This is a genomic window from Streptomyces sp. NPDC048496, from assembly GCF_043200055.1.
Classification (GTDB): Bacteria; Actinomycetota; Actinomycetes; order Streptomycetales; family Streptomycetaceae; genus Streptomyces.
This window is the reverse complement of the sequence record NZ_JBICXB010000001.1, coordinates 419,636-442,241: the sequence shown is the minus strand read 5'-3', so window position 1 is coordinate 442,241 and position 22,606 is coordinate 419,636. Positions and strand designations below refer to the sequence as shown.

Genomic DNA, 22,606 nt, shown 5'->3' with positions numbered 1-22,606 from the left:
CACGGCCGACTCGGGGGGGGAGGAGTCGGACCGGGTTAGCACGGTCGCGAACGATCCGTGACTTCCATGGTGTACCCGAGAGCCTTCTCAGGCAAACCCGCGCACCAGAGTTTACGCCGAATGGTGTCCCCCTATGCTCTGCCTTGTGGAAAACCACTCCTTGCCGCGCACAGCAGCCTTCTTCGACCTGGACAAGACGGTCATTGCGAAGTCATCGACTCTGACCTTCAGCAAGTCCTTCTACCAAGGCGGACTGATCAACCGCCGTGCCGTACTGCGCACCGCGTACGCACAGTTCGTGTTCCTTGCCGGGGGCGCCGATCACGACCAGATGGAGCGGATGCGCGAATACCTCTCCGCGCTCTGCAAGGGCTGGAACGTCCAGCAGGTGAAGGAAATCGTCGCCGAGACCCTGCACGATCTGATCGACCCGATCATCTACGACGAGGCGGCGACCCTCATCGAGGAACATCACACCGCCGGACGCGACGTGGTCATCGTCTCCACCTCGGGCGCCGAGGTCGTCGAGCCGATCGGCGAGCTGCTGGGCGCCGACCGGGTCGTCGCCACCCGGATGGTCGTCGGAGACGACGGCTGCTTCACGGGCGAAGTGGAGTACTACGCGTACGGGCCGACGAAGGCCGAGGCGGTCAAGGCGCTCGCCGTGTCCGAGGGATACGACCTCTCGCGGTGCTACGCCTACAGCGATTCCGCGACCGATGTACCGATGCTGGAGTCCGTTGGCCACCCGCACGCGGTCAATCCGGACCGCGCGCTGCGGCGTGAGGCGACGCTCCGGGAATGGCCGATTCTCGTCTTCGACCGCCCGGTCCGGCTCAAGCAGCGGCTGCCCGCCTTCTCGATGCCGGCGCGCCCGGCACTCGTCGCCGCGGCGGCGGTAGGCGCGGCGGCCGTCACAGCGGGGCTGGTCTGGTACACCTCGCGTCGGCGCACAACCACGGCATCCGGCTGACCTCCCGCGTCCGGCCAGGACCGGCATCCGGCCCGGGACTCGCACCCGAACCCGAACCCGGCCCGCACCCCGAACACGCCCTCGGCCGCCGTTCCGGGACGTGGGCCGGGGCGCCACCCACTCGCATCCGGTGCCCTCCGCCGACGTCCGGATCCCACCCCCGACCGCCCGCCCGGCTCGTCCGTATTTGAACGTAAAAGTAAAGAAGTACGGCCAGCACTACCGCTCGCCCTGGCTCTGGAGTACAAAGGACTCAACGGCCCGCGAGACCAAGGACATCCGAAAGGATTAACCTGATAACGCAGAGAAGGCCCCACGGACCGAGCATGAATACCCAGCACCCACGCGACGTCGACCCGTCGATTACGGGCCAGCCGCACCAGGGAACGGGCTGAGTACCCGACCTGATGGGCAATTTTCGAGGACGCATGGTAACTGGGTGGACGTGCCAGCGGCGGTACCGCGGACGGTACCGCCGCAACCCTTTTATCGGGCAGTGAAACTGACGAAGCACAATAGGGTTGACGGACCCGCCAGTTGAAGAGCGTGCGAGCAGCCCCGTGGATCGTTACGCGGCTCCTCGCTGAAGCGCTTCGCAGACCGCCGTCGATTCCCTGACCCCCAGCTCCACCGCGCGCCCGCAGTGTGAGATCCAGGCGGACATCCCGTCCGGCGTTCCCGACCGATACCCCTCGAACGCTGCGACGTACGCTGCCCTGCCCTGCTCGGCGTAACCGACCTCGGCGGGGCAGATCGCTTTCGGGTCGAGCCCGCTCCCGATCAGGACGATCCGCTCGGCGGTCCGCGCGACAAGGCCGTTGTGCGAGCCGAAGGGACGCAGCGCCAGCAGTTCACCGTGCACGACCGCGGCCGTCACCAGCGCGGGCGCCGCGCTTCCCGAAAGGATCAAGCCGGAGAGCCCCTCCAGCCGGCCGGTGACCTCGTCGGCATCGGGCAGCGGCGCTTCGATGAGCGGCTCGTCGACCGGTTCACCAGCTAGCCGCGGGCGGCCGACCGCGTCGTCGGGCGCGGCCCCGCCTGCCGCCACGAGGTGCAGCCGGGCGAGAACCCGCAGCGGCGACTGCCGCCAGATGGAGAGCAGTTGGCCCGCCTCCGCGGTCAGCCGCAGGGCGGCGCCGATCACCTGCGACTCCTCGTCGCCGCTGAAGTCCGTGCGTCGGCGCACCTCCTCCAGGTTCCAGTCGGCACCGGAGAGCGCGGCGGAGCCGCGGGCCCCGCGGAGCGCCGCCTCAGCGGTGATCTCCTGACTGCGGCGCCGCATGACGCGGTGGCCGTAGACCCGGTCGACGGCCTTGCGTACGGAGTCCACCGCATCGGCGACACCCGGCAGGGCGCCCAGGGCGGCGAGCGGATCTGAGGCAGGTGTACTCATAAGTAGCGAGGCTACGCGCCCCCCACACCCTTACCACCCCGGAGTGGCCTTCTTCACGAAGTGTGACTGCGCACCGCAGTTGCACCGCTACCCTAGGTGAACATGAAGATCGCTTTCGTGGGGAAGGGCGGCAGCGGCAAGACCACGCTGTCCTCGCTCTTCGTCCGCCACCTTGCCGCCAATGAAGCCCATGTCGTCGCGGTGGACGCCGACATCAACCAGCACCTCGGGGCCGCACTCGGCCTCGACGAGGAGGAGGCTGCGGCGCTGCCCGCCATGGGTGCGCACCTGCCCCTGATCAAGGAGTACCTGCGGGGAAGCAACCCCCGCATCGCCTCGGTGGAGACAATGATCAAGACGACTCCGCCCGGCGAGGGCTCGCGGCTGCTGCGGGTCCGCGAGGACAACCCGGTCTACGACGCGTGCGCCCGCACGGTCGGGCTCGACGACGGGGAGATCCGGCTGATGGCCACCGGACCGTTCACCGAGTCGGATCTCGGGGTGGCGTGCTACCACTCCAAGGTCGGCGCGGTCGAGCTCTGCCTCAACCACCTTGTCGACGGCCCCGACGACTATGTGGTCGTCGACATGACGGCGGGTTCGGATTCGTTCGCGTCCGGCATGTTCACTCGCTTCGACATGACGTTCCTGGTCGCCGAGCCGACCCGTAAGGGCGTCTCGGTCTACCGCCAGTACAAGGAGTACGCACGGGACTTCGGGGTCGCCCTGAAGGTCGTGGGCAACAAGGTGCAGGGTCAGGACGACCTGGACTTCCTGCGGGCCGAAGTCGGCGACGACCTGCTGGTCACGGTCGGTCACTCCGACTGGGTCCGGGCGATGGAGAAGGGACGTCCGGCCCGCTTCGAGCTTCTGGAGGCGGACAACCGGATGGCCCTGCAGGCTCTGCAGAACGCCGCGGAGGACTCGTACGAGCAGCGCGACTGGGAGCGCTACACGCGGCAGATGGTGCACTTCCACTTGAAGAACGCGGAGAGCTGGGGCAACGAGAAGACGGGCGCCGACCTGGCCGCCCAGGTCGACCCCGCTTTCGTGCTCGACGAGCGGAGCGCACAGGCAGCCGCCGCACAGCCCGCGTGATCCGGTCGCCCGAAGCCCCGTCCACCGACGACCCGGCGGGCGGCGGATCGACCGGCGTCAGCGCTCCGCCGGCTTCGTGCCAAATTTACCGGGAGCCTTGACGGTTCCCGGAGTCCTGGCCGCTCCGGAGGCCTGGGCGGCGAGATGGGCCGCCCAGCCCTCCTTCGGCGCCTGGCCGACGTCGAGCGTACGGAGTTTCGCCAACGTCGCCGGGTCCTGGGCGTCCGGCCAGTCGGCGAGCTGCCTGAGGACACAGCGCACGCCCTTCCTGGTGCGGGCCGTCTCGATGGTCTCCTCGACGGCGCGCATGTACGTGCCACCGTTCCAGGACTCGAAGTGGTTGCCGATGATCAGCGGGGCCCGGTTTCCCTCGTACGCGCAGTTATCAACCCCCACCCCGGCACCGGCACCGGCACGAATTGCAGGGAGAGGTCCCAGACGCCGTCCTTCCTCTTCGGCCAGACCTGCCTGTCGGCGCCGCTGGAGTCGTAGCGGAAGCCCATCGACCGCGCTGCGGCCACCATGTTCTTCCGCCCCTCCAGGCAGAGGGTGCGGCCGCCGACCAGCTCCGTGTCGTAGTCGAAGGGCAGCGACTTCTCCTCCGCGAGGTCTGGGACGTTCGTCCTCCATTTCTGCACGAAGGCGCTGGCCTGGCTGATCTCGCGCTTCCACTCGGCGACCGACCAGGTGCCGACACCGCTGTCCGGGCCGCAGAAGTGGCCGTTGAAGTGGGTGCCGACCTCGTCGCCGTCCTGCCAGGCGCCCCGGATCTGGGTGATGGTGTCCCGGATCCCCTTGATGTCGTTGAAGCCGATGTCGGAGCTGCCCGCGTTGTGCTTGGGCGGGTCGTAGAGCTCACGCTTCTCCTCCGGCAGCATGTACACGCTGCTGAGGAAGTACGTCATGTTCGCGTGGTACTTCTTCCCGACCTCGCGAAAGTGGGAGAACAGCTCCTGGCTGTCTCCACCCACGCCGCCCCAGGAGAACACCACGAACTGCGGGGGCTGCTGACCGGGTGTCAGGCGCATCGGTGCGGGCTGCTTCGGCTGGCTTCCGGTGAAGGAGGTGGAGCCGTCGCCGATGAGCCGGAAGGCATTCTCGGGGGGCGTTCCCCTTGGGCCCGGCAGCCCCCTTCTCGGCGCCCGGCCCCGCAGCCCCGACAGCCGAACCCGAGGCCGAACCGGAACAGCCGGCGGCTCCCGCAACGAGCGCGACGGCCACGACCCAGGACGACCCTCTTCGTGGCGGCCATCATCCGCCCGCCCTCTTCCTTTTCGGGTAATTTGCGTGGAATGCGCCGACGCGACGCAGCCACGTTCGCACGCACCCTTGAGCAAATCGGCACGACAAGCCATATGAAAAGCTGCTTATTCACGTGAATGGGTGATTGGCCGGACTATTTGCCCTCAAGCATGGACACAGTTCTTTACTCTCCATTACGATCTATTTACTGAGAGTTGAGAAATCCCGCCGCTGCACGCCGTGACCCACGGCCGCGTCCCCCACGTTCCGCGACCGCGCTGCCCCGGAGGAGACGGGAACATGTCTGCCTGCGTCCCCACACGTCATGACCACACGTCCCGCAGTTGGCGCCAGTCCAACGGCCCGGGAATCAAGCGACCTCACAGCCCGCCACCGCCGCGCCGCGGCGGACGATTCCGTATCGCGGGCGCCGACCTGTCCGCATCGATCACTGTCTTTCTCATTGCCGTCCCCATGTCGCTCGGCCTCGCCGTGGCCATGGACGCCCCGCTGGAGGCCGGACTCGTCTCCGCGGCCGTCGGCGGCATCGTCGCCGGACTGCTTGGTGGCACCCCCCTTCAGGTCAGTGGTCCATCCGCCGGACTGACCGTGGTCACAGCCGAGTTGATCCAGATCTACGGCTGGCGCACCACCTGCGCGATCACCATCGGCGCCGGACTGCTGCAGATCCTGCTGGGCGCGGTGCGTGCGGCGCGCAGCGCTCTCGCTGTCAGTCCCGCCATCGTGCACGGCACCCTGGCCGGTATCGGCGTGGCCATCGCACTGGCCCAGCTGCAAGTCGTGCTCGGCGGCTCGCCCCAGAGCTCAGCCGTCGACAATGCCCTCGCACTGCCTGCCCAGTTGGACCGGCTCAGCCCGGCCGCCCCTCTCGTCGGCGGACTGACCATCGCCATCCTGATGGCCTGGCCAAGGCTCCCCGGGCGGATCGGGCGGGCGGTGCGGAGGATTCCGGCGGCCCTCGCCTCGGTGGCGATCGCAACAGCGGTGGCCGCGGTGGCGGCTCCCGGGATCGCCCGGGTGGATCTGCCCTCCTGGCGGTCGCACGCCCTGCCCGAACCGCCGCAGGGCCCCGTACTTGCCCTCGCCACCGCCGTGTTCGCCGTCACGCTGGTGGCCAGCCTCGAGTCACTGCTCGCGGCGGTCGCGGTGGACAAACTGGCCACCGACCGCGCCGGACGGCAGAGCGCCGAGCCTCCCGCCCCGGCAGCCCCGACCGCCCCACCGGTCAGGCGCTCCGACCTCGACCGCGAATTGCGCGGCCAGGGCATCTCCAATGTGCTGTCCGGCCTGCTGGGCGGGCTGCCGGTGTCAGGGGGTGCGGTGCGGAGTTCGGCGAATGTACGGGCCGGGGCCACCGGCCGCGCCTCCACCGTTCTGCACGGCGTCTGGGTCCTGCTCGCCGCCGGATTGCTGGTCACGGCGCTGGAGTGGATCCCGCTGGCCGCGCTCGCCGCGCTGGTGATGATGGTCGGCATCCAGATGGTGAGCTTCGCCCATATCCGCAATGTTCATAAGCATCGCGAATTCCCGGCCTACGGGGCGACGATCACCGGCGTGGTGCTCTTCGGTGTGCTGAAGGGCGTGGTGATCGGCATCGCGGTGGCCGTCGTCATCGCCCTGCACCGGCTGGCCCGCACACGGATCACGGTGACGGATCAGGGGGGACAGCATCTCGTGGTCGTGCGCGGGCAGTTGACGTTCCTCGCGGTACCACGGCTCAGCCGGACGCTCGGCCGGATTCCCCAAGGCGGTGATGCCGTCGTCGAGCTGGACGGCTTCTTCATGGACCATGCGGCATACGAGACGATCCAGGACTGGAGCAACGCTCAGACCGCCCAGGGCGGCCGGGTCGTCTTCACCGGCAGATGCGGGGGCCGGATCGCCGAGCCTGCCTCGGCGGCGCACTCCTGCTGCCGCCCCTGGACGCCGTGGCGCAATCACCACTGCCACGACCGGCCCGAGCCGGCAAGCGTCCACCACGACCGTGGCACGCGAGCCGACGACGGCGAACGTGAGCATCACGCCACCGCCACCACCGCCGGCCCCAGCCCCAGTCCAAGTCCCGGAACAACCGACACCACGGCGGCCGGCACCATGACCGACGTCACGAGCAACGCAACGCCCACCACAAGCGCCGCGGCCCCAGCCACCGAACCCATTCCCGGCACTCCGTCATCCCCCACACCCCCCGCCGCTCCCCGGCGGACCGGCGCGCACCGGCTGGTCAGTGGTCTGAGTTCGTTCCAGCGCAATACGGCTCCGCTGGTGCGCGAGGAGCTGGCCCGGCTGGCCCGGGAGGGGCAGCGCCCCTCTCAGCTCTTCATCACCTGCGCGGATTCCCGGCTGGTGACCAGCATGATCACGGCCAGCGGTCCGGGCGACCTGTTCACCGTGCGGAACGTCGGCAATCTGGTGCCCCCACCGGGCGCGGAAGCCGGCGACGACTCGGTGGGCGCCGCGATCGAGTACGCGGTGGAGGCGCTGCAGGTGGAGTCGATCACCGTCTGCGGCCACTCCGGCTGCGGCGCTATGCAGGCACTGCTGGGCGCCAAGCCGGACAACCCGCAGACGTCCCTGTGGCGGTGGCTGCGGCACGGTCTGCCGAGCCTGGAACGGATGACGTCCCGGCATCGCGCCTGGGCGCGGATCTCCGGCCGGCTGCCCGCCGACGCCGTGGAACAGCTCTGCCTCACCAACGTGGTCCAGCAGTTGGACCATCTGCGCGCGCACGAATCGGTGGCACGGCGACTCGCCGAGGGCACGCTGCAGCTCCACGGGATGTACTTCCATGTCGGTGAGGCGCAGGCATACCTCCTGACCGAGGACGCGAGTGCCGGTACATGCCTCGACGAGGTCTTCGACCACGTGGGCCCCGGCGATCCCTCCAGTTCCGGCGAGTGGGAACGTACAAGCGCCTGAACCGCACGCACCTCGGTTCCGTGAGACCTTGTGGTCCCGCTTCCGCATTGCACTGTGCGCACCGCATGGCAGGTGGGGGAGCGGGACCGTGCCCCATACACGAAAACACAGGTCTAAACCAATTCCTGGCAGACACTTGTCACCCGGCCCCTGGACTGATGAGCTATGCCCCGGGACACAACGGACACCCTGGGAATGGGAGATGTCGTGAGCAACGAAAGCCTGGCCAATCTGCTCAAGGAGGGGCGGCGGTTCGCACCGCCTGCCGATCTGGCCGCGAACGCCAACGTCACAGCGGGGGCGTACGAGCAGGCCGGGGCGGACCGGCTGGGCTTCTGGGCCGAGCAGGCCCGGCGCCTGACCTGGGCCACGGAGCCGACCGAGACGCTCGACTGGAGCAACCCGCCCTTCGCCAAGTGGTTCGCGGACGGCAAGCTGAACGTCGCGTACAACTGCGTGGACCGCCACGTCGAGGCGGGCAACGGCGACCGGGTCGCCATCCACTTCGAGGGCGAGCCCGGCGACAGCCGCGCGATCACCTACGCGGAACTGAAGGACGAGGTCTCCCGCGCCGCCAACGCCCTCACCGAGCTCGGTGTCGGCAAGGGCGACCGGGTCGCCGTCTACCTGCCGATGATCCCCGAGGCCGCCGTCGCGATGCTGGCCTGCGCCCGCATCGGTGCCACGCACTCGGTGGTCTTCGGCGGCTTCTCCGCCGACGCCATCGCCGCCCGCATCCAGGACGCGGACGCCAAGGTCGTCATCACCGCCGACGGCGGCTACCGCCGCGGCCAGCCGTCGGCGCTGAAGCCCGCGGTCGACGACGCCGTATCCCGTATCGACAGCGTCGAGCATGTCCTCGTGGTCCGGCGCACCGGCCAGGACACCGCGTGGACCGAGGGCCGCGACGTCTGGTGGCACGAGATCACCGGCCGCCAGTCCGCCGAGCACACCCCCGAGGCCTTCGAGGCGGAGCAGCCGCTCTTCATCCTCTACACCTCGGGTACGACGGGTAAGCCGAAGGGCATCCTGCACACCTCCGGCGGCTACCTCACGCAGGCCGCGTACACCCACAACGCGGTCTTCGACCTCAAGCCGGAGACCGATGTCTACTGGTGCACGGCCGACATCGGCTGGGTGACCGGGCACTCGTACATCGTGTACGGACCGTTGGCCAACGGCGCGACGCAGGTCATGTACGAGGGCACGCCCGACACCCCCCACCAGGGGCGTTTCTGGGAGATCGTGCAGAAGTACGGCGTCACGATCCTCTACACCGCGCCGACCGCGATCCGTACGTTCATGAAGTGGGGAGACGACATCCCCGCCAAGTTCGACCTGTCCTCGCTGCGGGTCCTCGGTTCGGTCGGTGAGCCGATCAACCCCGAGGCCTGGATGTGGTACCGCAAGCACATCGGCGCCGACAGGTGCCCGATCGTGGACACCTGGTGGCAGACCGAGACCGGCGCGATGATGATCTCGCCGCTTCCCGGTGTCACGGACACCAAGCCCGGTTCGGCGCAGCGCGCCCTGCCCGGCATCTGCGCCACCGTCGTCGACGACGAGGCCCACGAGGTGGAGAACGGCGGGGGCGGCTACCTCGTCCTCACCGAGCCGTGGCCGTCGATGCTCCGCACCATCTGGGGCGACGACCAGCGCTTCATCGACACGTACTGGTCGCGCTTCGAGGGCAAGTACTTCGCGGGCGACGGCGCCAAGAAGGACGAGGACGGCGACATCTGGCTGCTCGGCCGGGTCGACGACGTGATGCTCGTGTCCGGGCACAACATCTCGACGACCGAGGTCGAGTCGGCACTCGTGTCGCACCCGGCGGTCGCCGAGGCGGCTGTGGTCGGCGCGGCCGACGAGACGACCGGTCAGGCCATCGTCGCGTTCGTGATCCTGCGTGGTACGGCGTCCGCCTCCGACGAGCTCGTCGCGGACCTGCGCAACCACGTCGGTGCCACGCTCGGCCCGATCGCCAAGCCGAAGCGGATCCTGCCGGTGGCCGAGCTGCCGAAGACCCGCTCCGGCAAGATCATGCGGCGTCTGCTGCGTGACGTCGCCGAGAACCGCGAGCTGGGCGACGTCACCACGCTCACCGACTCCTCGGTGATGGACCTCATCCAGACGCAGCTGCCGACGTCGTCGTCCGAGGACTGACAGAGGCACAGGCAGAAGGCCGGAGCACCGGCCGACGTACGTGTACGAACCCGAGGGGCATCCGGCAACGCGCCGGGTGCCCCTCAGGCATTTAAGGTGAAGATCACTGGATACGCCCCCGCGCACCCCCGGGTACAGTGGCAGCAACGTCAACAACACATCAAGAAATCTCCACAGGGTGTGCCGGGAAGTCTGGTCGGCAAGTGCATCAGCCATGCCATCGCTGCCGTACCGACCCGGAGGTCTCCACTCGTGGCCGCGCCCACTCCCACAGCCCCGCCGTCCCGCCGGACCTTCCTCGGGCGCCTCTCCCTCCCTGAGCGGAACTACCTCGCGGACGCCCTGCGCACCGAGACCGTCGGCGGAGTCATCCTGCTGGCCGCCGCGATCGCGGCGCTGGTCTGGGCGAACACCTTCGGCTCCAGTTACCGGGCCCTCAGCGACTTCCACTTCGGTCCGGGTTCCCTGGGACTGAATCTCTCCGTGCAGCACTGGGCGGCCGACGGGCTGCTCGCGGTCTTCTTCTTCGTCGCGGGCGTCGAGCTCAAGCGCGAACTGGTCGCAGGTGAGCTGCGCGATCCCAAGGCGGCCGCGCTGCCGGTCATCGCCGCCGTGTGCGGAATGGCCGTGCCGGCCGTCGTCTACACGCTGGTGAACGTGATCGGCGGCGGTTCGACCGCCGGATGGGCCGTCCCCACGGCCACCGATATCGCCTTCGCACTCGCGGTGCTCGCGGTCATCGGCACCTCGCTGCCGTCCGCGCTCCGCGCCTTCCTGCTCACGCTCGCCGTCGTCGACGACCTCTTCGCGATCCTGATCATCGCGGTCTTCTTCACCGACGACATCAACCTCGCCGCGCTCGCCGGCGCCTTCGTCGGCCTCGCCGTCTTCTACCTCCTGCTGCGCAAGAACGTGCGCGGCTGGTACGTCTACATCCCGCTCGCCCTGGTCATCTGGGGACTGATGTACAACAGCGGCATCCACGCCACCATCGCCGGTGTCGCCATGGGGCTGATGCTGCGCTGCACCCGGCGCGAGGGCGAGGAGCACTCCCCCGGCGAGCACATCGAACATTTGATGCGCCCGCTGTCGGCCGGTCTCGCCGTGCCGCTGTTCGCACTGTTCTCGGCCGGCGTGTCGCTCTCCGGCGACGCGGTGGCGCATGTCTTCACGCGGCCCGAGACGCTCGGTGTCGTGCTGGGGCTCGTCGTCGGCAAGACGGTCGGCATCTTCGGCGGTACGTGGCTGACCGCCCGCTTCACCAAGGCGGAGCTGAACAAGGACCTGGCCTGGGCGGACGTCTTCGCGGTCGCCTCACTCGCCGGGATCGGCTTCACCGTCTCGCTGCTCATCGGCGAGCTGGCGTTCGGGGGCGACGCGTTCATCGAGAACGAGGTCAAGGCAGCCGTGCTGCTGGGGTCGGTGATAGCAGCCATGTTCTCCGGTGTGCTGCTCAAACTCCGGGTACGTACCTACCAGGCGCTGTACGAGGCGGAGGAGCGCGACGAGGACGAGGACGGGGTACCCGACATCTACGAACAGGACGATCCGGCGTACCACCTCCGGATGGCCGCGATCTACGAGAAGAAGGCCGCAGAGCACCGGCGCCTTGCCCAAGCGGCGGGGGTGGCGAGCAGCAAGCCGGACAGTCCGGCATGATCTGACACCAGATGTGTTGAGCAGGAGAGCAGAAGAGGGAGTCAGGGATGAGCGACCCCGGCAATTACGCGGGCAGCGCCGACCGCAGTCTCGGGCAGCTGGTCGCCTCGGCGACGGCCGAGGTGTCCGCGCTGGTGCACGACGAGATCGCCCTGGCCAAGGCCGAGGTGCGGCAGGACGTCAAGCGGGGCGTGACCGGCAGTGTGGCGTTCATCATCGCGGGAGTGCTGATTCTGTTCTCGATCCCCGTGCTGAGCTTCGGAGCCGCCTACTGGATCCACACCACGGGACTTGGCCTCGCCTGGTGCTTCGGGATCGTGGGTCTCGCCTTCATCGTGCTGGGGGTGCTGCTCGCGCTGTTCGCCGTCGCCAAGTTCAAGAAGGTCAAGCCGCCGGAGAGGTCGATCGCGTCGGCCAAGCAGACGGCGGCCGTGCTGCAGGGTGTCAAGCCGCACCCGCGTCCGGCGGTCACCGCGAGTGCCGGTCACCCGGCCGTCACAGCCTCGGGCAGCACGCGGACGGAGAAGGCCGGGGCGGAGTCCGCAGTCGAGGACGAGACGTCCGCTGTGGCACGCTCGTCCACATGACCGTCCCCGATTCCAGCGCATTCGACCCCACAGGCCCCGGTTTGGCAGGCCCCGGCTCCGGCTCCGGCAGTCCCGTACGGATCGACGGCCCCTGGATCCACCGGGATGTGGCGGCCAACGGGGCACGCTTCCACATCGCCGAGCTGGGCGACGGCCCCTTGGTACTGCTGCTGCACGGCTTCCCGCAGTTCTGGTGGACCTGGCGCCATCAGCTGACCGCGCTCGCCGACGCCGGGTTCCGTGCCGTCGCGATGGATCTGCGCGGGGTCGGCGGCAGCGACCGTACGCCGCGGGGGTACGACCCCGCCAACCTGGCCCTCGACGTCACCGGCGTGATCCGGTCGCTCGGTGAGCCGGACGCGGCGCTGGTCGGCCATGACATGGGCGGATACCTCGCCTGGACGGCCGCGGTGATGCGGCCCAAGCTGGTGCGTCGGCTGGTGGTCTCCTCGATGCCGCATCCGCGCCGCTGGCGGTCCTCGATGCTCTCCGACTTCGCGCAGTCCCGGGCGGGCTCGTACATCTGGGGCTTCCAGCGCCCCTGGGTGCCGGAGCGTCAGCTCGTCGCGGACGACGGGGCCTTGGTGGGCCGGCTGATCCGCGACTGGTCGGGGCCGCGGACGCCCGAGTTCCCCAACGACGCGACGGTGGACGTCTACCGGCGTGCGATGTGCATCCCGTCGACGGCTCACTGCTCGATCGAGCCGTACCGCTGGATGGTGCGCTCCATGGCACGCCCGGACGGCATCCAGTTCAATCGCCGGATGAAACGCCCGGTACGGGTGCCGACGCTGCATCTGCACGGTTCACTCGATCCGGTGGCCCGTACGCGGAGTGCGGCAGGGTCCGGCAAGTACGTCGAAGCGCCGTACCGTTGGCGACTTTTCGATGGTCTGGGGCACTTCCCGCACGAGGAGGATCCGGCCGGGTTCTCGACCGAACTCATCAACTGGCTCAAGGATCCCGAGCCCGACCGGTAGCCCTGGGACGGGCCCTGGGAGCGGCCGGACAGGTAACCCGTCGCGACCAACCGGTGGCCGGAAGTGCACAGTTGTCCGACGAACAGCCAATTGCCTGGCGCATAGGCCAATTGGCTGGCGCCCGCACGATTACCGACCATGAGGCACGGGCAGACGTCGGGGTATGGGCTGGACGCACGACTTCGGTGACACAGCACGCAATCGTCGCTCGACCGCTACGGCGGATCCGAGCATTCATGAGGGGGACGGCCTTCAGGGCCGGGTGCTCGGTGTGCATGACCTGCATGATCCCCAGCTGGGCATTCCGCACATTCTCCGCCGCCGGGCTCGCTGGGTCTCGGCGCGGCTGCGCCATCCCCGCGGATGACGCAGTCCTGACCTGATCACACGGACCGGACCCGGGCCGACCCCTGTCCGTTTCCCTACAGCGCGCACGCCTCGCTGTCGACCTGCTGGTTGGCGGTACGGCCGTCGGCGATGTCCTGGCGGATCTCGTCGGCGGTCAGGGCGTACCCCGTGTCGGGATCGTCCAGCGACTTGGCGAAGACGACCCCGTACACCTTGCCGTCGGGGGTCAGCAGCGGTCCGCCGGAGTTGCCCTGGCGGACTGTCGCGAAGAGCGAGTACACATCGCGGCGGACGGTGCCCCGGTGGTAGATGTCCGGGCCGTCGGCGTCGATGCGGCCGCGGACGCGCGCGGAGCGTACGTCGTACGAGCCGTTCTCCGGGAAGCCCGCGACGATGGCGTCGTGCCCCGTCGCGGCGTCGTGGTCCGTATCGGTGAACTTCAGCGGCTTCGCGTCGAGGTCCGGGACGTCGAGTACGGCGATGTCGCGCTGCCAGTCGTAGAGGACGACCTTCGCGTCGTACAGCCGCCCCTGGCCGCCGATCTGGACGGTCGGCTCGTCGACGCCGCCGACGACATGGGCGTTGGTCATCACCCGGCGGTCGGAGAAGACGAAGCCGGTGCCTTCGAGGACCTTGCCGCAGCCCGGGGCCGTACCGACGACCTTGACGATGGACTGCTTGGCGCGGGCCGCGACGGGGCTGTGGGCCAGGGCCGGATCCGGGGCCTTGACCTCAGTGATCGGCTCGTTGACGAACGGGCTGAAGACCTGCGGGAAGCCGTTCTGCGCGAGGACGGAGGAGAAGTCCGTGAACCAGTTGGAGGCCTGGGCGGGCATCACCCGGGAGATCCCGAGCAGCACCGAGGAGTTACGCACTTCCTTGCCCAGCGTCGGCAGCGACGTGCCCGCCAGTGCGGAACCGATCAGCCACGCCACCAGCAGCATCGCGACCACATTGACGAGTGCGCCGCCGGTGGCATCGAGGGCGCGGGCGGGCGACCACGTGATGTACCGCCGGAGTTTGCTGCCGAGGTGGGTGGTGAATGCCTGGCCGACGGAGGCGCACACGATCACGATGACGACCGCGACCACGGCGGCCGTGGAGGAGACCTCGGAGCCGTCCGTCAGCTGGTCCCACAGGACCGGCAGCAGATAGACGGCGACCAGGCCGCCGCCCAGGAAGCCGATGACCGACAGGATGCCGACGACGAAGCCCTGGCGGTAGCCGATCACTGCGAACCACACGGCGCCGGCCAGCAGCAGGATGTCCAGCACGTTCACCGTCTATTGCCTCGCAGATTCGTCACCGGACCCGTTCGTTCGGCTGGGACCGGGCAGACCCGAACGCCCCAGCACGGAAGTCAGCCTGTCATGCGCGCCAGTCGAGCGGCACCTGCCTGGTCCCGTCCCAGGGGCGCTCCCAGCCCGCGAAGTGCAGAATGCGGTCGATCACCCCGGCGGTGAAACCCCAGACCAGCGCCGATTCCACCAGGAATGCCGGGCCTCGGTGACCGCTGGGGTGCACCGTCGTCACCCGATTGGCCGGATCAGTGAGATCCGCCACGGGAACCGTGAAGACCCGGGCCGTCTCGGCCGGATCGACGACCCCGACCGGGCTCGGCGCCCGCCACCAGCCAAGTACGGGCGTGACGACGAAACTGCTCACCGGGATGTAGAGCCGGGGCAGCACAGCGAAGAGCTGGACGCCGCGCGGATCGAGTCCGGTCTCCTCCTCGGCCTCCCGCAGAGCCGCCCTGAGCGGCCCTGCGGTCGCCTGGTCGCCGTCCTCGGGGTCCAGGGCTCCCCCGGGGAAGGAGGGCTGCCCGGGGTGGGAACGCAGTGAGCCCGAGCGCTCCATCAGGAGCAGCTCGGGCCCGCGCTCGCCCTCACCGAACAGGACAAGGACGGCGGACTGGCGCCCGGCGCCGCTCTCGGGCGGCAGAAAGCGGCTGAGCTGCTGGGGCTCGATGGTCCGTGCGGCCCGGGCGACGGGCTCGAGCCACTCGGGCAGCCCGTCCGTCGAGACGGCGATCGCGTCGTCCCGGCCCACACCTGCGGAGCGATCCTCTACGTGGCTCTGTTCGTGCGTCTTCATAGGCACCCCTCGTCTCACAACGCCTGCGGTCGCGCATTTCGTTCCGGAAGGGCGCCCCCGTCACCCGGCTCCCAGCGCCGGCGCGGGCTTGCCCGGATAGTCGGGCGGCGGGCTCAGCCGCTGGCCGGGCTGTCCGCCCATCTCGTACTTCAGAAGCTTCCGGGCCTCCTCCGGATCCGTCTCGCCCTCGCCGTACGAGGGGCAGAGCGGGGCGATCGGGCAGGCACCGCAGGCGGGCCTGCGGGCGTGGCAGATGCGGCGGCCGTGGAAGACGACGCGGTGCGAGAGCATCGTCCACTCGCTCTTGGGGAAGATCGCGGCGATCTCCGCCTCGACCTTCTCCGGGTCCTCCTGCTCCGTCCACTTCCAGCGGCGGACCAGCCGGCCGAAGTGGGTGTCGACCGTGATGCCGGGGACGCCGAAGGCATTGCCGAGGACGACATTGGCGGTCTTGCGGCCGACGCCGGGCAACGTGACCAGGTCCGCGAGCCGCCCCGGGACCTCACCGCCGAAATTGTCCCTGAGGGACGCGGAGAGCCCTATCAGCGACCTGGCCTTGGCCCGGAAGAAGCCGGTCGGCCGGATGATTTCCTCCAGCTCCTCGGGGACGGCCGCCGCCATGTCCTCGGGGGTCGGGTAGGCGGCGAACAGCGCGGGGGTGGTCTGGTTGACTCTCAGATCGGTGGTCTGGGCGGAGAGGACCGTGGCGACCAGGAGCTCGAAGGGGTTCCGGAAGTCCAGCTCCGGGTGGGCGTACGGATAGACCTCGGCGAGCTCGCGGTTGATCCGGCGGGCGCGGCGGACCATCGCGAGGTGCGACTCCGGCTTCCCGGACTTTCCCGCTTTCACCGCTGCCCCGGCCGTCTTCCCGGACGCCCCGGACGTCTTCGCCGCTGCCCCGGCCGTCTTCCCGGACGCCCCGGACGTCTTCGCCGCTGCCCCGACCGTTTTCCCGGGCGCCCCGGACGTCTTCGCCGCTGCTCCGGCGTTCTTCGCGGACCCGTTGGACGCCTTCGCGGGCCCCCCGGACTTCACCGGCTCCACCAACTCCCCAGTCGGGCGTTTTGCGGCTTTTGTCGGTCGACTCGCAGCCTGTTCGCCCACAGCGGAATTACGGTCTTCCGACACCCCATCAGCCCCCTTGGCCTGCGCTCTCACCGGCTTGTTGGACACCCGGCCAGCCTAGAGCCAGGCACTGACATCCGCCCCGGTCACTGTGGATCCGCCCCCAATCGGCCCCCTGCCGCACGATGGGGCGCGCCCGTGCGTCAAACTGGTTTGTGATTGATCGCACTGTTTTACCGTCCGGCATGATGGGGACCACGGTTCCCTGAACAGGCCGACAAGGAGAGAACTCGTGGACGACGTTCTGCGGCGCGCCCCGCTTTTCGCGGCGCTCGATGATGAGCAGGCCGCGGAGCTCCGCGCCTCGATGAGTGAGGTGACCCTCGCACGCGGCGACGCTCTCTTCCACGAGGGCGACCAGGGTGACCGCCTGTACGTGGTCACCGAGGGCAAGGTGAAGCTCCACCGCACGTCCCCCGACGGACGCGAGAACATGCTGGCCGTCCTCGGCCCCGGCGAGCTGATCGGTGAGCTGTCGCTCTTCGACCCGGGCCCGCGCACCGCCACCGCCACCGCGCTGACCGAGGTCAAGCTCCTCGGCCTCGGCCACGGCGACCTCCAGCCCTGGCTGAACGCCCGCCCCGAGGTGGCCACGGCCCTGCTGCGTGCCGTCGCCCGCCGACTGCGCAAGACCAACGACCAGATGTCCGACCTGGTCTTCTCCGACGTACCGGGCCGTGTCGCCCGCGCCCTCCTCGACCTGTCGCGCCGGTTCGGCGTCCAGTCGGAGGAAGGCATCCACGTCGTCCACGACCTGACCCAGGAAGAGCTGGCCCAGCTGGTCGGCGCCTCCCGCGAGACGGTCAACAAGGCGCTTGCCGACTTCGCGGGCCGTGGCTGGCTCCGCCTGGAGGCGCGCGCCGTGATCCTGCTGGATGTGGAGCGCCTGGCGAAGCGTTCGCGCTAGCCGGACACCACCCCCTCACGACGCGAGAGGCCCCGCCGGACGGCGGGGCCTCTCGCGCGTCACGGCGCCTCGGCCACGCGTCGGCGCCTCGCAGCCCCGATATCAGCGCCACGGGCGTAACCGCGGCTCAGATCAGCCCGTGCTCGCCCAGGTACTCCAGCTGAGCCCGCACCGACAGCTCCGCCGCAGGCCACAGCGACCGGTCCACGTCCGCGTACACGTACGCCACCACCTCCGTGGCCGAGCGGTGCCCGGCCTCCACCGCCGTCTCCACCTGGGCGAGCCGGTGCGCGCGGTGGGCGAGATAGAACTCGACCGCGCCCTGTGCGTCGTCCAGGACCGGACCGTGCCCCGGCAGCACCGTGTGCACCCCGTCGTCGACCGCCAGCGAGCGCAGCCGCCGCAGCGAGTCGAGGTAGTCGCCGAGCCGCCCGTCCGGGTGCGCGACGAGCGTGGTGCCGCGCCCGAGGATCGTGTCGCCGGTCAGCACCGCCCGGTCGGCGGGCAGATGGAAGGAGAGCGAGTCGGAGGTGTGCCCCGGGGTCGGGACCACCCGCAGTTCGAGCCCTCCGGTGGTGATCACGTCGCCCGTCGTCAGCCCCTCCTCGCCGAGCCGCAGCGCCGGGTCCAGCGCCCGCACCGCCGTACGGGTGAGCTCGGCGAAGCGCGCCGCGCCCTCCGCGTGGTCGGGGTGACCGTGGGTGAGGAGCGTGAGGCCGATCCGTCGGCCGGCCCGCTCGGCGGTGTCGATGACGGCCTGCAGATGGCTGTCGTCCAGCGGGCCCGGGTCGATGACGACCGCGAGGTCGGAGTCGGGCTCGGCGACAATCCAGGTGTTGGTGCCATCGAGCGTCATCGCCGAGGCGTTGGGGGCGAGGACGTTGACCGTACGGGCGGTCGCTGGGCCGGAGAGGACCCCGCCGCGCGGCTGCCCGGGCAGCGCTGCTGCGTCGCTCATGCGGAACCATCTCCGGCCGGGATGTGCTTGGTGAATTCGTCGTGCCCCGGCCAGCTCAGCACCAGTTCGCCGTCCTCCAGCCGGGCTTGTGCGAGTACAGGGGTGAGGTCCTGGGAGGACGCGGCCTTCAGCGCCTCGGCTGCGGTGCGGTACGGGCGCAGCTGACGCAGCGTCGACACGGTCGGCGGCATCATGAGCAGCTCGCCCCGGTCGTATCCGTCGGTGGCTTCCGCCGGGGAGATCCATAGCGCGAGGTCGGCCTCGGTGGAGGCGGAGGGGGCACCTCCCATGCCTTCAGGGCCATGGGAGAGGGTGCGCTGGCCCTCGGGGAGCGCGGCGACGAAGAACCAGGTGTCGTAGCGCCGGGGTTCGAACTCGGGCGTGATCCAGCGCGCCCACGCCCCGAGCAGATCGGAGCGGAGTACGAGCCCGCGCCGGTCCAGGAACTCGGCGAAGGACAGCTCGCGGGCGACGAGGGCCTCGCGGTCCGCCTCCCAGTCGGCGCCCGTGGTGTCGCTGACGACGGTGTCGGCCGTCGGCCCGGCGAGGAGGACACCCGACTCCTCGTACGTCTCACGGACCGCCGCACAGACGATGGCCTGCGCCTCGGCGACCGTACCGACGCCGAGCCGGTCGGCCCAGAGCTCCAGCGCGGGTCCGGCCCAGCCGACGAGGCGGTCGTCGTCGCGCGGGTCGACGCCGCCACCCGGATAGGCGTACGCACCTCCGGCAAATGCCATGGAGGTGCGGCGGCGCAGCATGTGGACGGTGGGCCCGCCCTCGGTGCCAGCGGGGTCCCGGAGCAGCATCACGGTGGCGGCGCGCCGGGGCGTCGCGGCCGTGAGCTCGCCTGCGGCGAGTGCCCGGATCCGGTCGGGCCATTCCGGTGGGTACCACTGACCATTGGACATGGCCGGAGGCTATCCGGAACCGCGACGATGTTCGAGAGGCAGCAAGGGGCGCACGGGACGCGATACGCGTCACGCAGGGACCCGGGGGTGTGAAACGCGTGATCCCGCCCGGTCGCACGGACCGGGCGGGATCACGGATCATGGAGGTACCCGCCTCACTGCGGCAGCGGCTCAGGCCCCGTCCAGCTCGACCTGCACCTCGACCTCGACCGGCGCGTCCAACGGCAGCACCGCGACGCCCACGGCGCTGCGCGCGTGCACGCCCTTGTCGCCGAGCACCGCGCCGAGCAGCTCGCTCGCACCGTTGATCACGGCGGGCTGCCCGGTGAAGTCGGAGGCCGAGGCGACGAAGCCCACGACCTTGACGACCCGCTTGATCCGGTCCAGGTCGCCCGCGACCGACTTCACGGCGGCCAGCGCGTTGAGCGCGCAGGTCCTGGCCAGCTCCTTGGCCTCGTCCGGCGTGACCTCCGCACCGACCTTGCCGGTGACCGTGAGCTTGCCCTCCACCATGGGCAGCTGGCCCGACGTGTACACGTACACACCGGACTGGACGGCCGGCTGATACGAGGCGAGCGGCGGTACGACGTCCGGCAGCGTCAGCCCGAGTTCGGCGAGCTTCGCCTCGACGGCGCCCGCCATTACGGCTTCTCCCGCTTCAGGTAGGCCACGAGCTGCTCGGGGTTGTTCGGGCCGGGAACGACCTGGACCAGCTCCCAGCCGTCCTCGCCCCAGGTGTCCAGAATCTGCTTCGTCGCGTGCACGAGAAGCGGCACGGTCGCGTATTCCCACTTGGTCATAGGCCGACTGTAATGCCTGGCACGTACGGGCTCGTGCGTAGCCCGGGGCCGTACTGGTTAGGCTCGAATACGTGAGCAGGTTCCAGGTCGTCAGCGGCAAGGGCGGTACCGGTAAGACCACGGTCGCCGCCGCCCTCGCGCTCGCCCTCGCGACCGAGGGCAAGCGCACCCTTCTCGTCGAGGTCGAGGGCAGGCAGGGCATCGCCCAGCTCTTCGAGGCGGATTCCCTTCCGTACGAGGAGCGCAAGATCGCCGTCGCGCCGGGCGGCGGCGAGGTGTACGCCCTCGCGATCGACGCGGAGCGCGCACTCCTCGATTACCTCCAGATGTTCTACAAGCTCGGCAGCGCGGGCCGGGCGCTCAAGAAGCTCGGCGCGATCGACTTCGCCACGACGATCGCACCCGGGGTACGGGACGTGCTGCTGACGGGCAAGGCCTGCGAAGCCGTACGCCGCAAGGACAAGCAGGGCCGGTACAGCTACGACTACGTGATCATGGATGCGCCGCCCACCGGCCGCATCACGCGCTTCCTCAATGTGAACGACGAGGTGGCGGGGCTGGCCCGGATCGGCCCGATACACAGTCAGGCGCAGGCCGTGATGCGGGTGCTGAAGTCCCCGGAGACGGCGGTCCACCTGGTGACGCTGCTGGAGGAGATGCCGGTCCAGGAGACCGCGGACGGCGTCGCGGAGCTGCGGGCGGCCGAACTGCCGGTGGGCAGGGTCATCGTGAACATGGTGCGGCCGCATCTGCTGGACGAGGACGCGCTGCGTACCGCCTCCGGGGGCCGCCGCAAGGAGATCGCCAAGGCGCTCACCCGGGCGGGCGTGACCGGGTCCGCGGCGCTGGTACGTCCGCTGATCGAGCAGGCCTCCGAGCATGCCCAGCGGGTCGAGCTGGAGCGCGAGCAGCGCGCGGCCCTCGCGGATCTGGAGCTGCCGACCAACGAACTTCCGCTGATCGGCGAAGGCGTGGACCTGCCCGGTCTGTACGACCTGGCAGTCGAACTCCGCAAGCAGGGTGTGGGCGAAGAGGCGGGCCAAGGGGTGGGTGCATGAGAGCGGGTACGGAACCGGGCACCGATGCGCGTACGGGCGCCGGTACAGGCACAGCCACGGCCACCGCGCCCGCGCTGGACACCGACGCGCTGCTCGACGATCCGGACATCCGGATCATCGTGTGCTGCGGCTCGGGCGGCGTCGGCAAGACCACGACCGCGGCGGCGCTGGGTGTACGGGCCGCCGAGCGCGGCCGGAAGGTCGTCGTCCTCACCATCGACCCGGCCCGCAGGCTCGCCCAGTCCATGGGCATTCTCTCGCTGGACAACGTCCCGCGCCGGGTGCCGGGCATCGAGTGCTCCGTTGAGGGCGGCGGTGAACTGCACGCCATGATGCTCGACATGAAGCGGACCTTCGACGAGATCGTCGAGGCGCACGCGGAGGGCGACCGGGCGCGCGCGATCCTGGAGAACCCCTTCTACCAGTCCCTGTCGGCCGGTTTCGCGGGCACGCAGGAGTACATGGCGATGGAGAAGCTGGGGCAGCTGCGGGCGCGTAACGAGTGGGACCTGATCGTTGTCGACACCCCGCCGTCCCGTTCCGCGCTGGACTTCCTGGACGCTCCCAAGCGGCTCGGCTCGTTCCTGGATGGGACGTTCATCAAGCTGCTGATGGCTCCGGCGAAGATGGGCGGCCGGGCCGGGATGAAGTTCCTCAACGTCGGCATGTCGATGATGACCGGGACGCTCGGCAAGCTGCTGGGTGGCCAGTTCCTGCGCGACGTACAGACGTTCGTCGCGGCGATGGACACCATGTTCGGTGGTTTCCGGACCCGGGCGGATGCCACGTACAGACTGTTGCAGGCGCCCGGCACGGCGTTCCTCGTCGTCGCGACACCGGAGCGGGACGCACTGCGCGAAGCCGCCTACTTCGTGGAACGGCTGGCCGCGGAGGACATGCCCCTGGCCGGTCTGGTCCTCAACCGGGTTCACGGCAGTGACGCCGCCCGGCTCTCCGCCGAGCGCGCCCTGGCAGCCGCAGAAAATCTTGACGACATCGGCATTGTGGATCAGACCACCGGGAAGGCTGGACTTCGTGACCCGGCCGACTCGGCAGTCACCTCTCCCGAAGACCCCGAGTCGCCGCCCTCCCCCGCCCGTTCCGAGCACACCCAGGATGTTGACACCGAACCAGAGGCTGATGCCGTCTCCGTCGAGCAGTTGGCCGCAGGCCTGCTGCGGCTGCACGCTGAACGCATGCAGGTGGTCGCGCGCGAACAGCGCACCCGCGACCGCTTCATCGCACTGCACCCCGCGGTCGCCGTGACCGAAGTCGCGGCGCTGCCCGGAGATGTGCACGACCTCGCAGGACTGCGGGCCGTCGGGGACCGGCTCGCGACCGATTCCACTCCGGCCGGAGCTGCGTAAACC

The 22,606-nt window shown here is 69.6% G+C and carries 19 protein-coding genes and 1 pseudogene; 11 read left to right on the top strand and 9 right to left on the bottom strand.

Annotation, left to right across the window (positions count from 1 at the left end; genetic code table 11):
• The first annotated feature begins 133 nt into the window (after positions 1–133).
• A complete protein-coding gene (locus ACGFSA_RS02055; protein ID WP_358857108.1) occupies positions 134–973 on the top strand; it encodes an HAD-IB family hydrolase in 840 nt (279 codons plus the stop codon).
• Between the two features lie 568 nt (positions 974–1,541).
• Here the strand turns inward: ACGFSA_RS02055 and ACGFSA_RS02050 are convergent.
• Positions 1,542–2,366: an oxidoreductase gene (locus ACGFSA_RS02050; RefSeq protein WP_393298245.1), complete on the bottom strand. Its 825-nt coding sequence runs from the start codon at positions 2,364–2,366 to the stop codon at positions 1,542–1,544.
• Positions 2,367–2,468: 102 nt separating this feature from the next.
• Between ACGFSA_RS02050 and ACGFSA_RS02045 the strand changes: the two genes are divergently transcribed.
• Positions 2,469–3,464: an ATP-binding protein gene (locus ACGFSA_RS02045; RefSeq protein ID WP_393298242.1), complete on the top strand. Its 996-nt coding sequence runs from the start codon at positions 2,469–2,471 to the stop codon at positions 3,462–3,464.
• A gap of 57 nt (positions 3,465–3,521) precedes the next feature.
• Here the strand turns inward: ACGFSA_RS02045 and ACGFSA_RS02040 are convergent.
• Positions 3,522–4,719, bottom strand: a pseudogene (locus ACGFSA_RS02040) (hypothetical protein).
• A 287-nt stretch (positions 4,720–5,006) separates the two neighbouring features.
• On the opposite strand from ACGFSA_RS02040, the gene ACGFSA_RS02035 reads away from it, so the two are divergent.
• From ACGFSA_RS02035 to ACGFSA_RS02010, 6 genes are all read left to right on the top strand, one after another.
• Positions 5,007–7,646: a bifunctional SulP family inorganic anion transporter/carbonic anhydrase gene (locus ACGFSA_RS02035; protein ID WP_393298239.1), complete on the top strand. Its 2,640-nt coding sequence runs from the start codon at positions 5,007–5,009 to the stop codon at positions 7,644–7,646.
• Positions 7,647–7,811: 165 nt separating this feature from the next.
• Positions 7,812–9,809, top strand: a complete 1,998-nt coding sequence (gene acs, locus ACGFSA_RS02030; protein WP_393298236.1) for an acetate--CoA ligase — start codon at positions 7,812–7,814, stop codon at positions 9,807–9,809.
• Between the two features lie 252 nt (positions 9,810–10,061).
• Positions 10,062–11,468 carry a Na+/H+ antiporter NhaA gene (gene nhaA, locus ACGFSA_RS02025; protein WP_393298233.1) on the top strand — a complete coding sequence of 469 codons (1,407 nt, stop codon included), beginning with the start codon at positions 10,062–10,064 and terminating at the stop codon, positions 11,466–11,468.
• A 47-nt stretch (positions 11,469–11,515) separates the two neighbouring features.
• Positions 11,516–12,055 (top strand): phage holin family protein, encoded by a 540-nt coding sequence (locus tag ACGFSA_RS02020; protein WP_393298230.1) that lies wholly within the window; start codon positions 11,516–11,518, stop codon positions 12,053–12,055.
• Positions 12,052–13,035, top strand: coding sequence for an alpha/beta fold hydrolase (locus tag ACGFSA_RS02015; protein WP_393298227.1), 984 nt, complete (start codon positions 12,052–12,054; stop codon positions 13,033–13,035). The genes ACGFSA_RS02020 and ACGFSA_RS02015 overlap by 4 nt, the downstream gene beginning before the upstream one ends.
• Before the next feature lie 163 nt (positions 13,036–13,198).
• Positions 13,199–13,402, top strand: a complete 204-nt coding sequence (locus tag ACGFSA_RS02010; RefSeq protein ID WP_393298224.1) for a hypothetical protein — start codon at positions 13,199–13,201, stop codon at positions 13,400–13,402.
• Between the two features lie 55 nt (positions 13,403–13,457).
• Here ACGFSA_RS02010 and ACGFSA_RS02005 read toward each other — a convergent pair whose 3' ends face one another.
• The 3 genes from ACGFSA_RS02005 to nth form a co-directional block, all read right to left on the bottom strand.
• Positions 13,458–14,663: a MarP family serine protease gene (locus ACGFSA_RS02005; RefSeq protein WP_393298221.1), complete on the bottom strand. Its 1,206-nt coding sequence runs from the start codon at positions 14,661–14,663 to the stop codon at positions 13,458–13,460.
• Between the two features lie 88 nt (positions 14,664–14,751).
• The gene (locus tag ACGFSA_RS02000) at positions 14,752–15,477 is read right to left on the bottom strand and encodes an NUDIX hydrolase (RefSeq protein ID WP_393298218.1); all 726 of its coding nucleotides are present in this window, start codon (positions 15,475–15,477) and stop codon (positions 14,752–14,754) included.
• Positions 15,478–15,537: 60 nt separating this feature from the next.
• Positions 15,538–16,326, bottom strand: a complete 789-nt coding sequence (gene nth, locus ACGFSA_RS01995) for an endonuclease III (protein WP_393298402.1) — start codon at positions 16,324–16,326, stop codon at positions 15,538–15,540.
• Positions 16,327–16,834: 508 nt separating this feature from the next.
• Between nth and ACGFSA_RS01990 the strand changes: the two genes are divergently transcribed.
• The gene (locus ACGFSA_RS01990; protein WP_030925113.1) at positions 16,835–17,509 is read left to right on the top strand and encodes a Crp/Fnr family transcriptional regulator; all 675 of its coding nucleotides are present in this window, start codon (positions 16,835–16,837) and stop codon (positions 17,507–17,509) included.
• Between the two features lie 127 nt (positions 17,510–17,636).
• Here ACGFSA_RS01990 and ACGFSA_RS01985 read toward each other — a convergent pair whose 3' ends face one another.
• The 4 genes from ACGFSA_RS01985 to ACGFSA_RS01970 form a co-directional block, all read right to left on the bottom strand.
• Complete coding sequence (locus ACGFSA_RS01985) at positions 17,637–18,467, bottom strand: MBL fold metallo-hydrolase (RefSeq protein ID WP_366133474.1); 831 nt, start codon at positions 18,465–18,467, stop codon at positions 17,637–17,639.
• The gene (locus ACGFSA_RS01980; protein WP_393298213.1) at positions 18,464–19,378 is read right to left on the bottom strand and encodes an NUDIX hydrolase; all 915 of its coding nucleotides are present in this window, start codon (positions 19,376–19,378) and stop codon (positions 18,464–18,466) included. Before ACGFSA_RS01980 ends, ACGFSA_RS01985 begins: the two co-directional genes overlap by 4 nt.
• Before the next feature lie 171 nt (positions 19,379–19,549).
• Positions 19,550–20,020 carry a RidA family protein gene (locus tag ACGFSA_RS01975; RefSeq protein WP_393298210.1) on the bottom strand — a complete coding sequence of 157 codons (471 nt, stop codon included), beginning with the start codon at positions 20,018–20,020 and terminating at the stop codon, positions 19,550–19,552.
• Positions 20,020–20,178 (bottom strand): DUF4177 domain-containing protein, encoded by a 159-nt coding sequence (locus ACGFSA_RS01970; RefSeq protein ID WP_019992579.1) that lies wholly within the window; start codon positions 20,176–20,178, stop codon positions 20,020–20,022. Before ACGFSA_RS01970 ends, ACGFSA_RS01975 begins: the two co-directional genes overlap by 1 nt.
• 71 nt (positions 20,179–20,249) lie before the next feature.
• On the opposite strand from ACGFSA_RS01970, the gene ACGFSA_RS01965 reads away from it, so the two are divergent.
• Both ACGFSA_RS01965 and ACGFSA_RS01960 read left to right on the top strand, forming a co-directional pair.
• Positions 20,250–21,236 carry an ArsA family ATPase gene (locus ACGFSA_RS01965; protein WP_393298207.1) on the top strand — a complete coding sequence of 329 codons (987 nt, stop codon included), beginning with the start codon at positions 20,250–20,252 and terminating at the stop codon, positions 21,234–21,236.
• Positions 21,233–22,603 carry an ArsA family ATPase gene (locus ACGFSA_RS01960; RefSeq protein ID WP_393298204.1) on the top strand — a complete coding sequence of 457 codons (1,371 nt, stop codon included), beginning with the start codon at positions 21,233–21,235 and terminating at the stop codon, positions 22,601–22,603. The genes ACGFSA_RS01965 and ACGFSA_RS01960 overlap by 4 nt, the downstream gene beginning before the upstream one ends.
• The last annotated feature ends 3 nt before the right edge of the window (positions 22,604–22,606 follow it).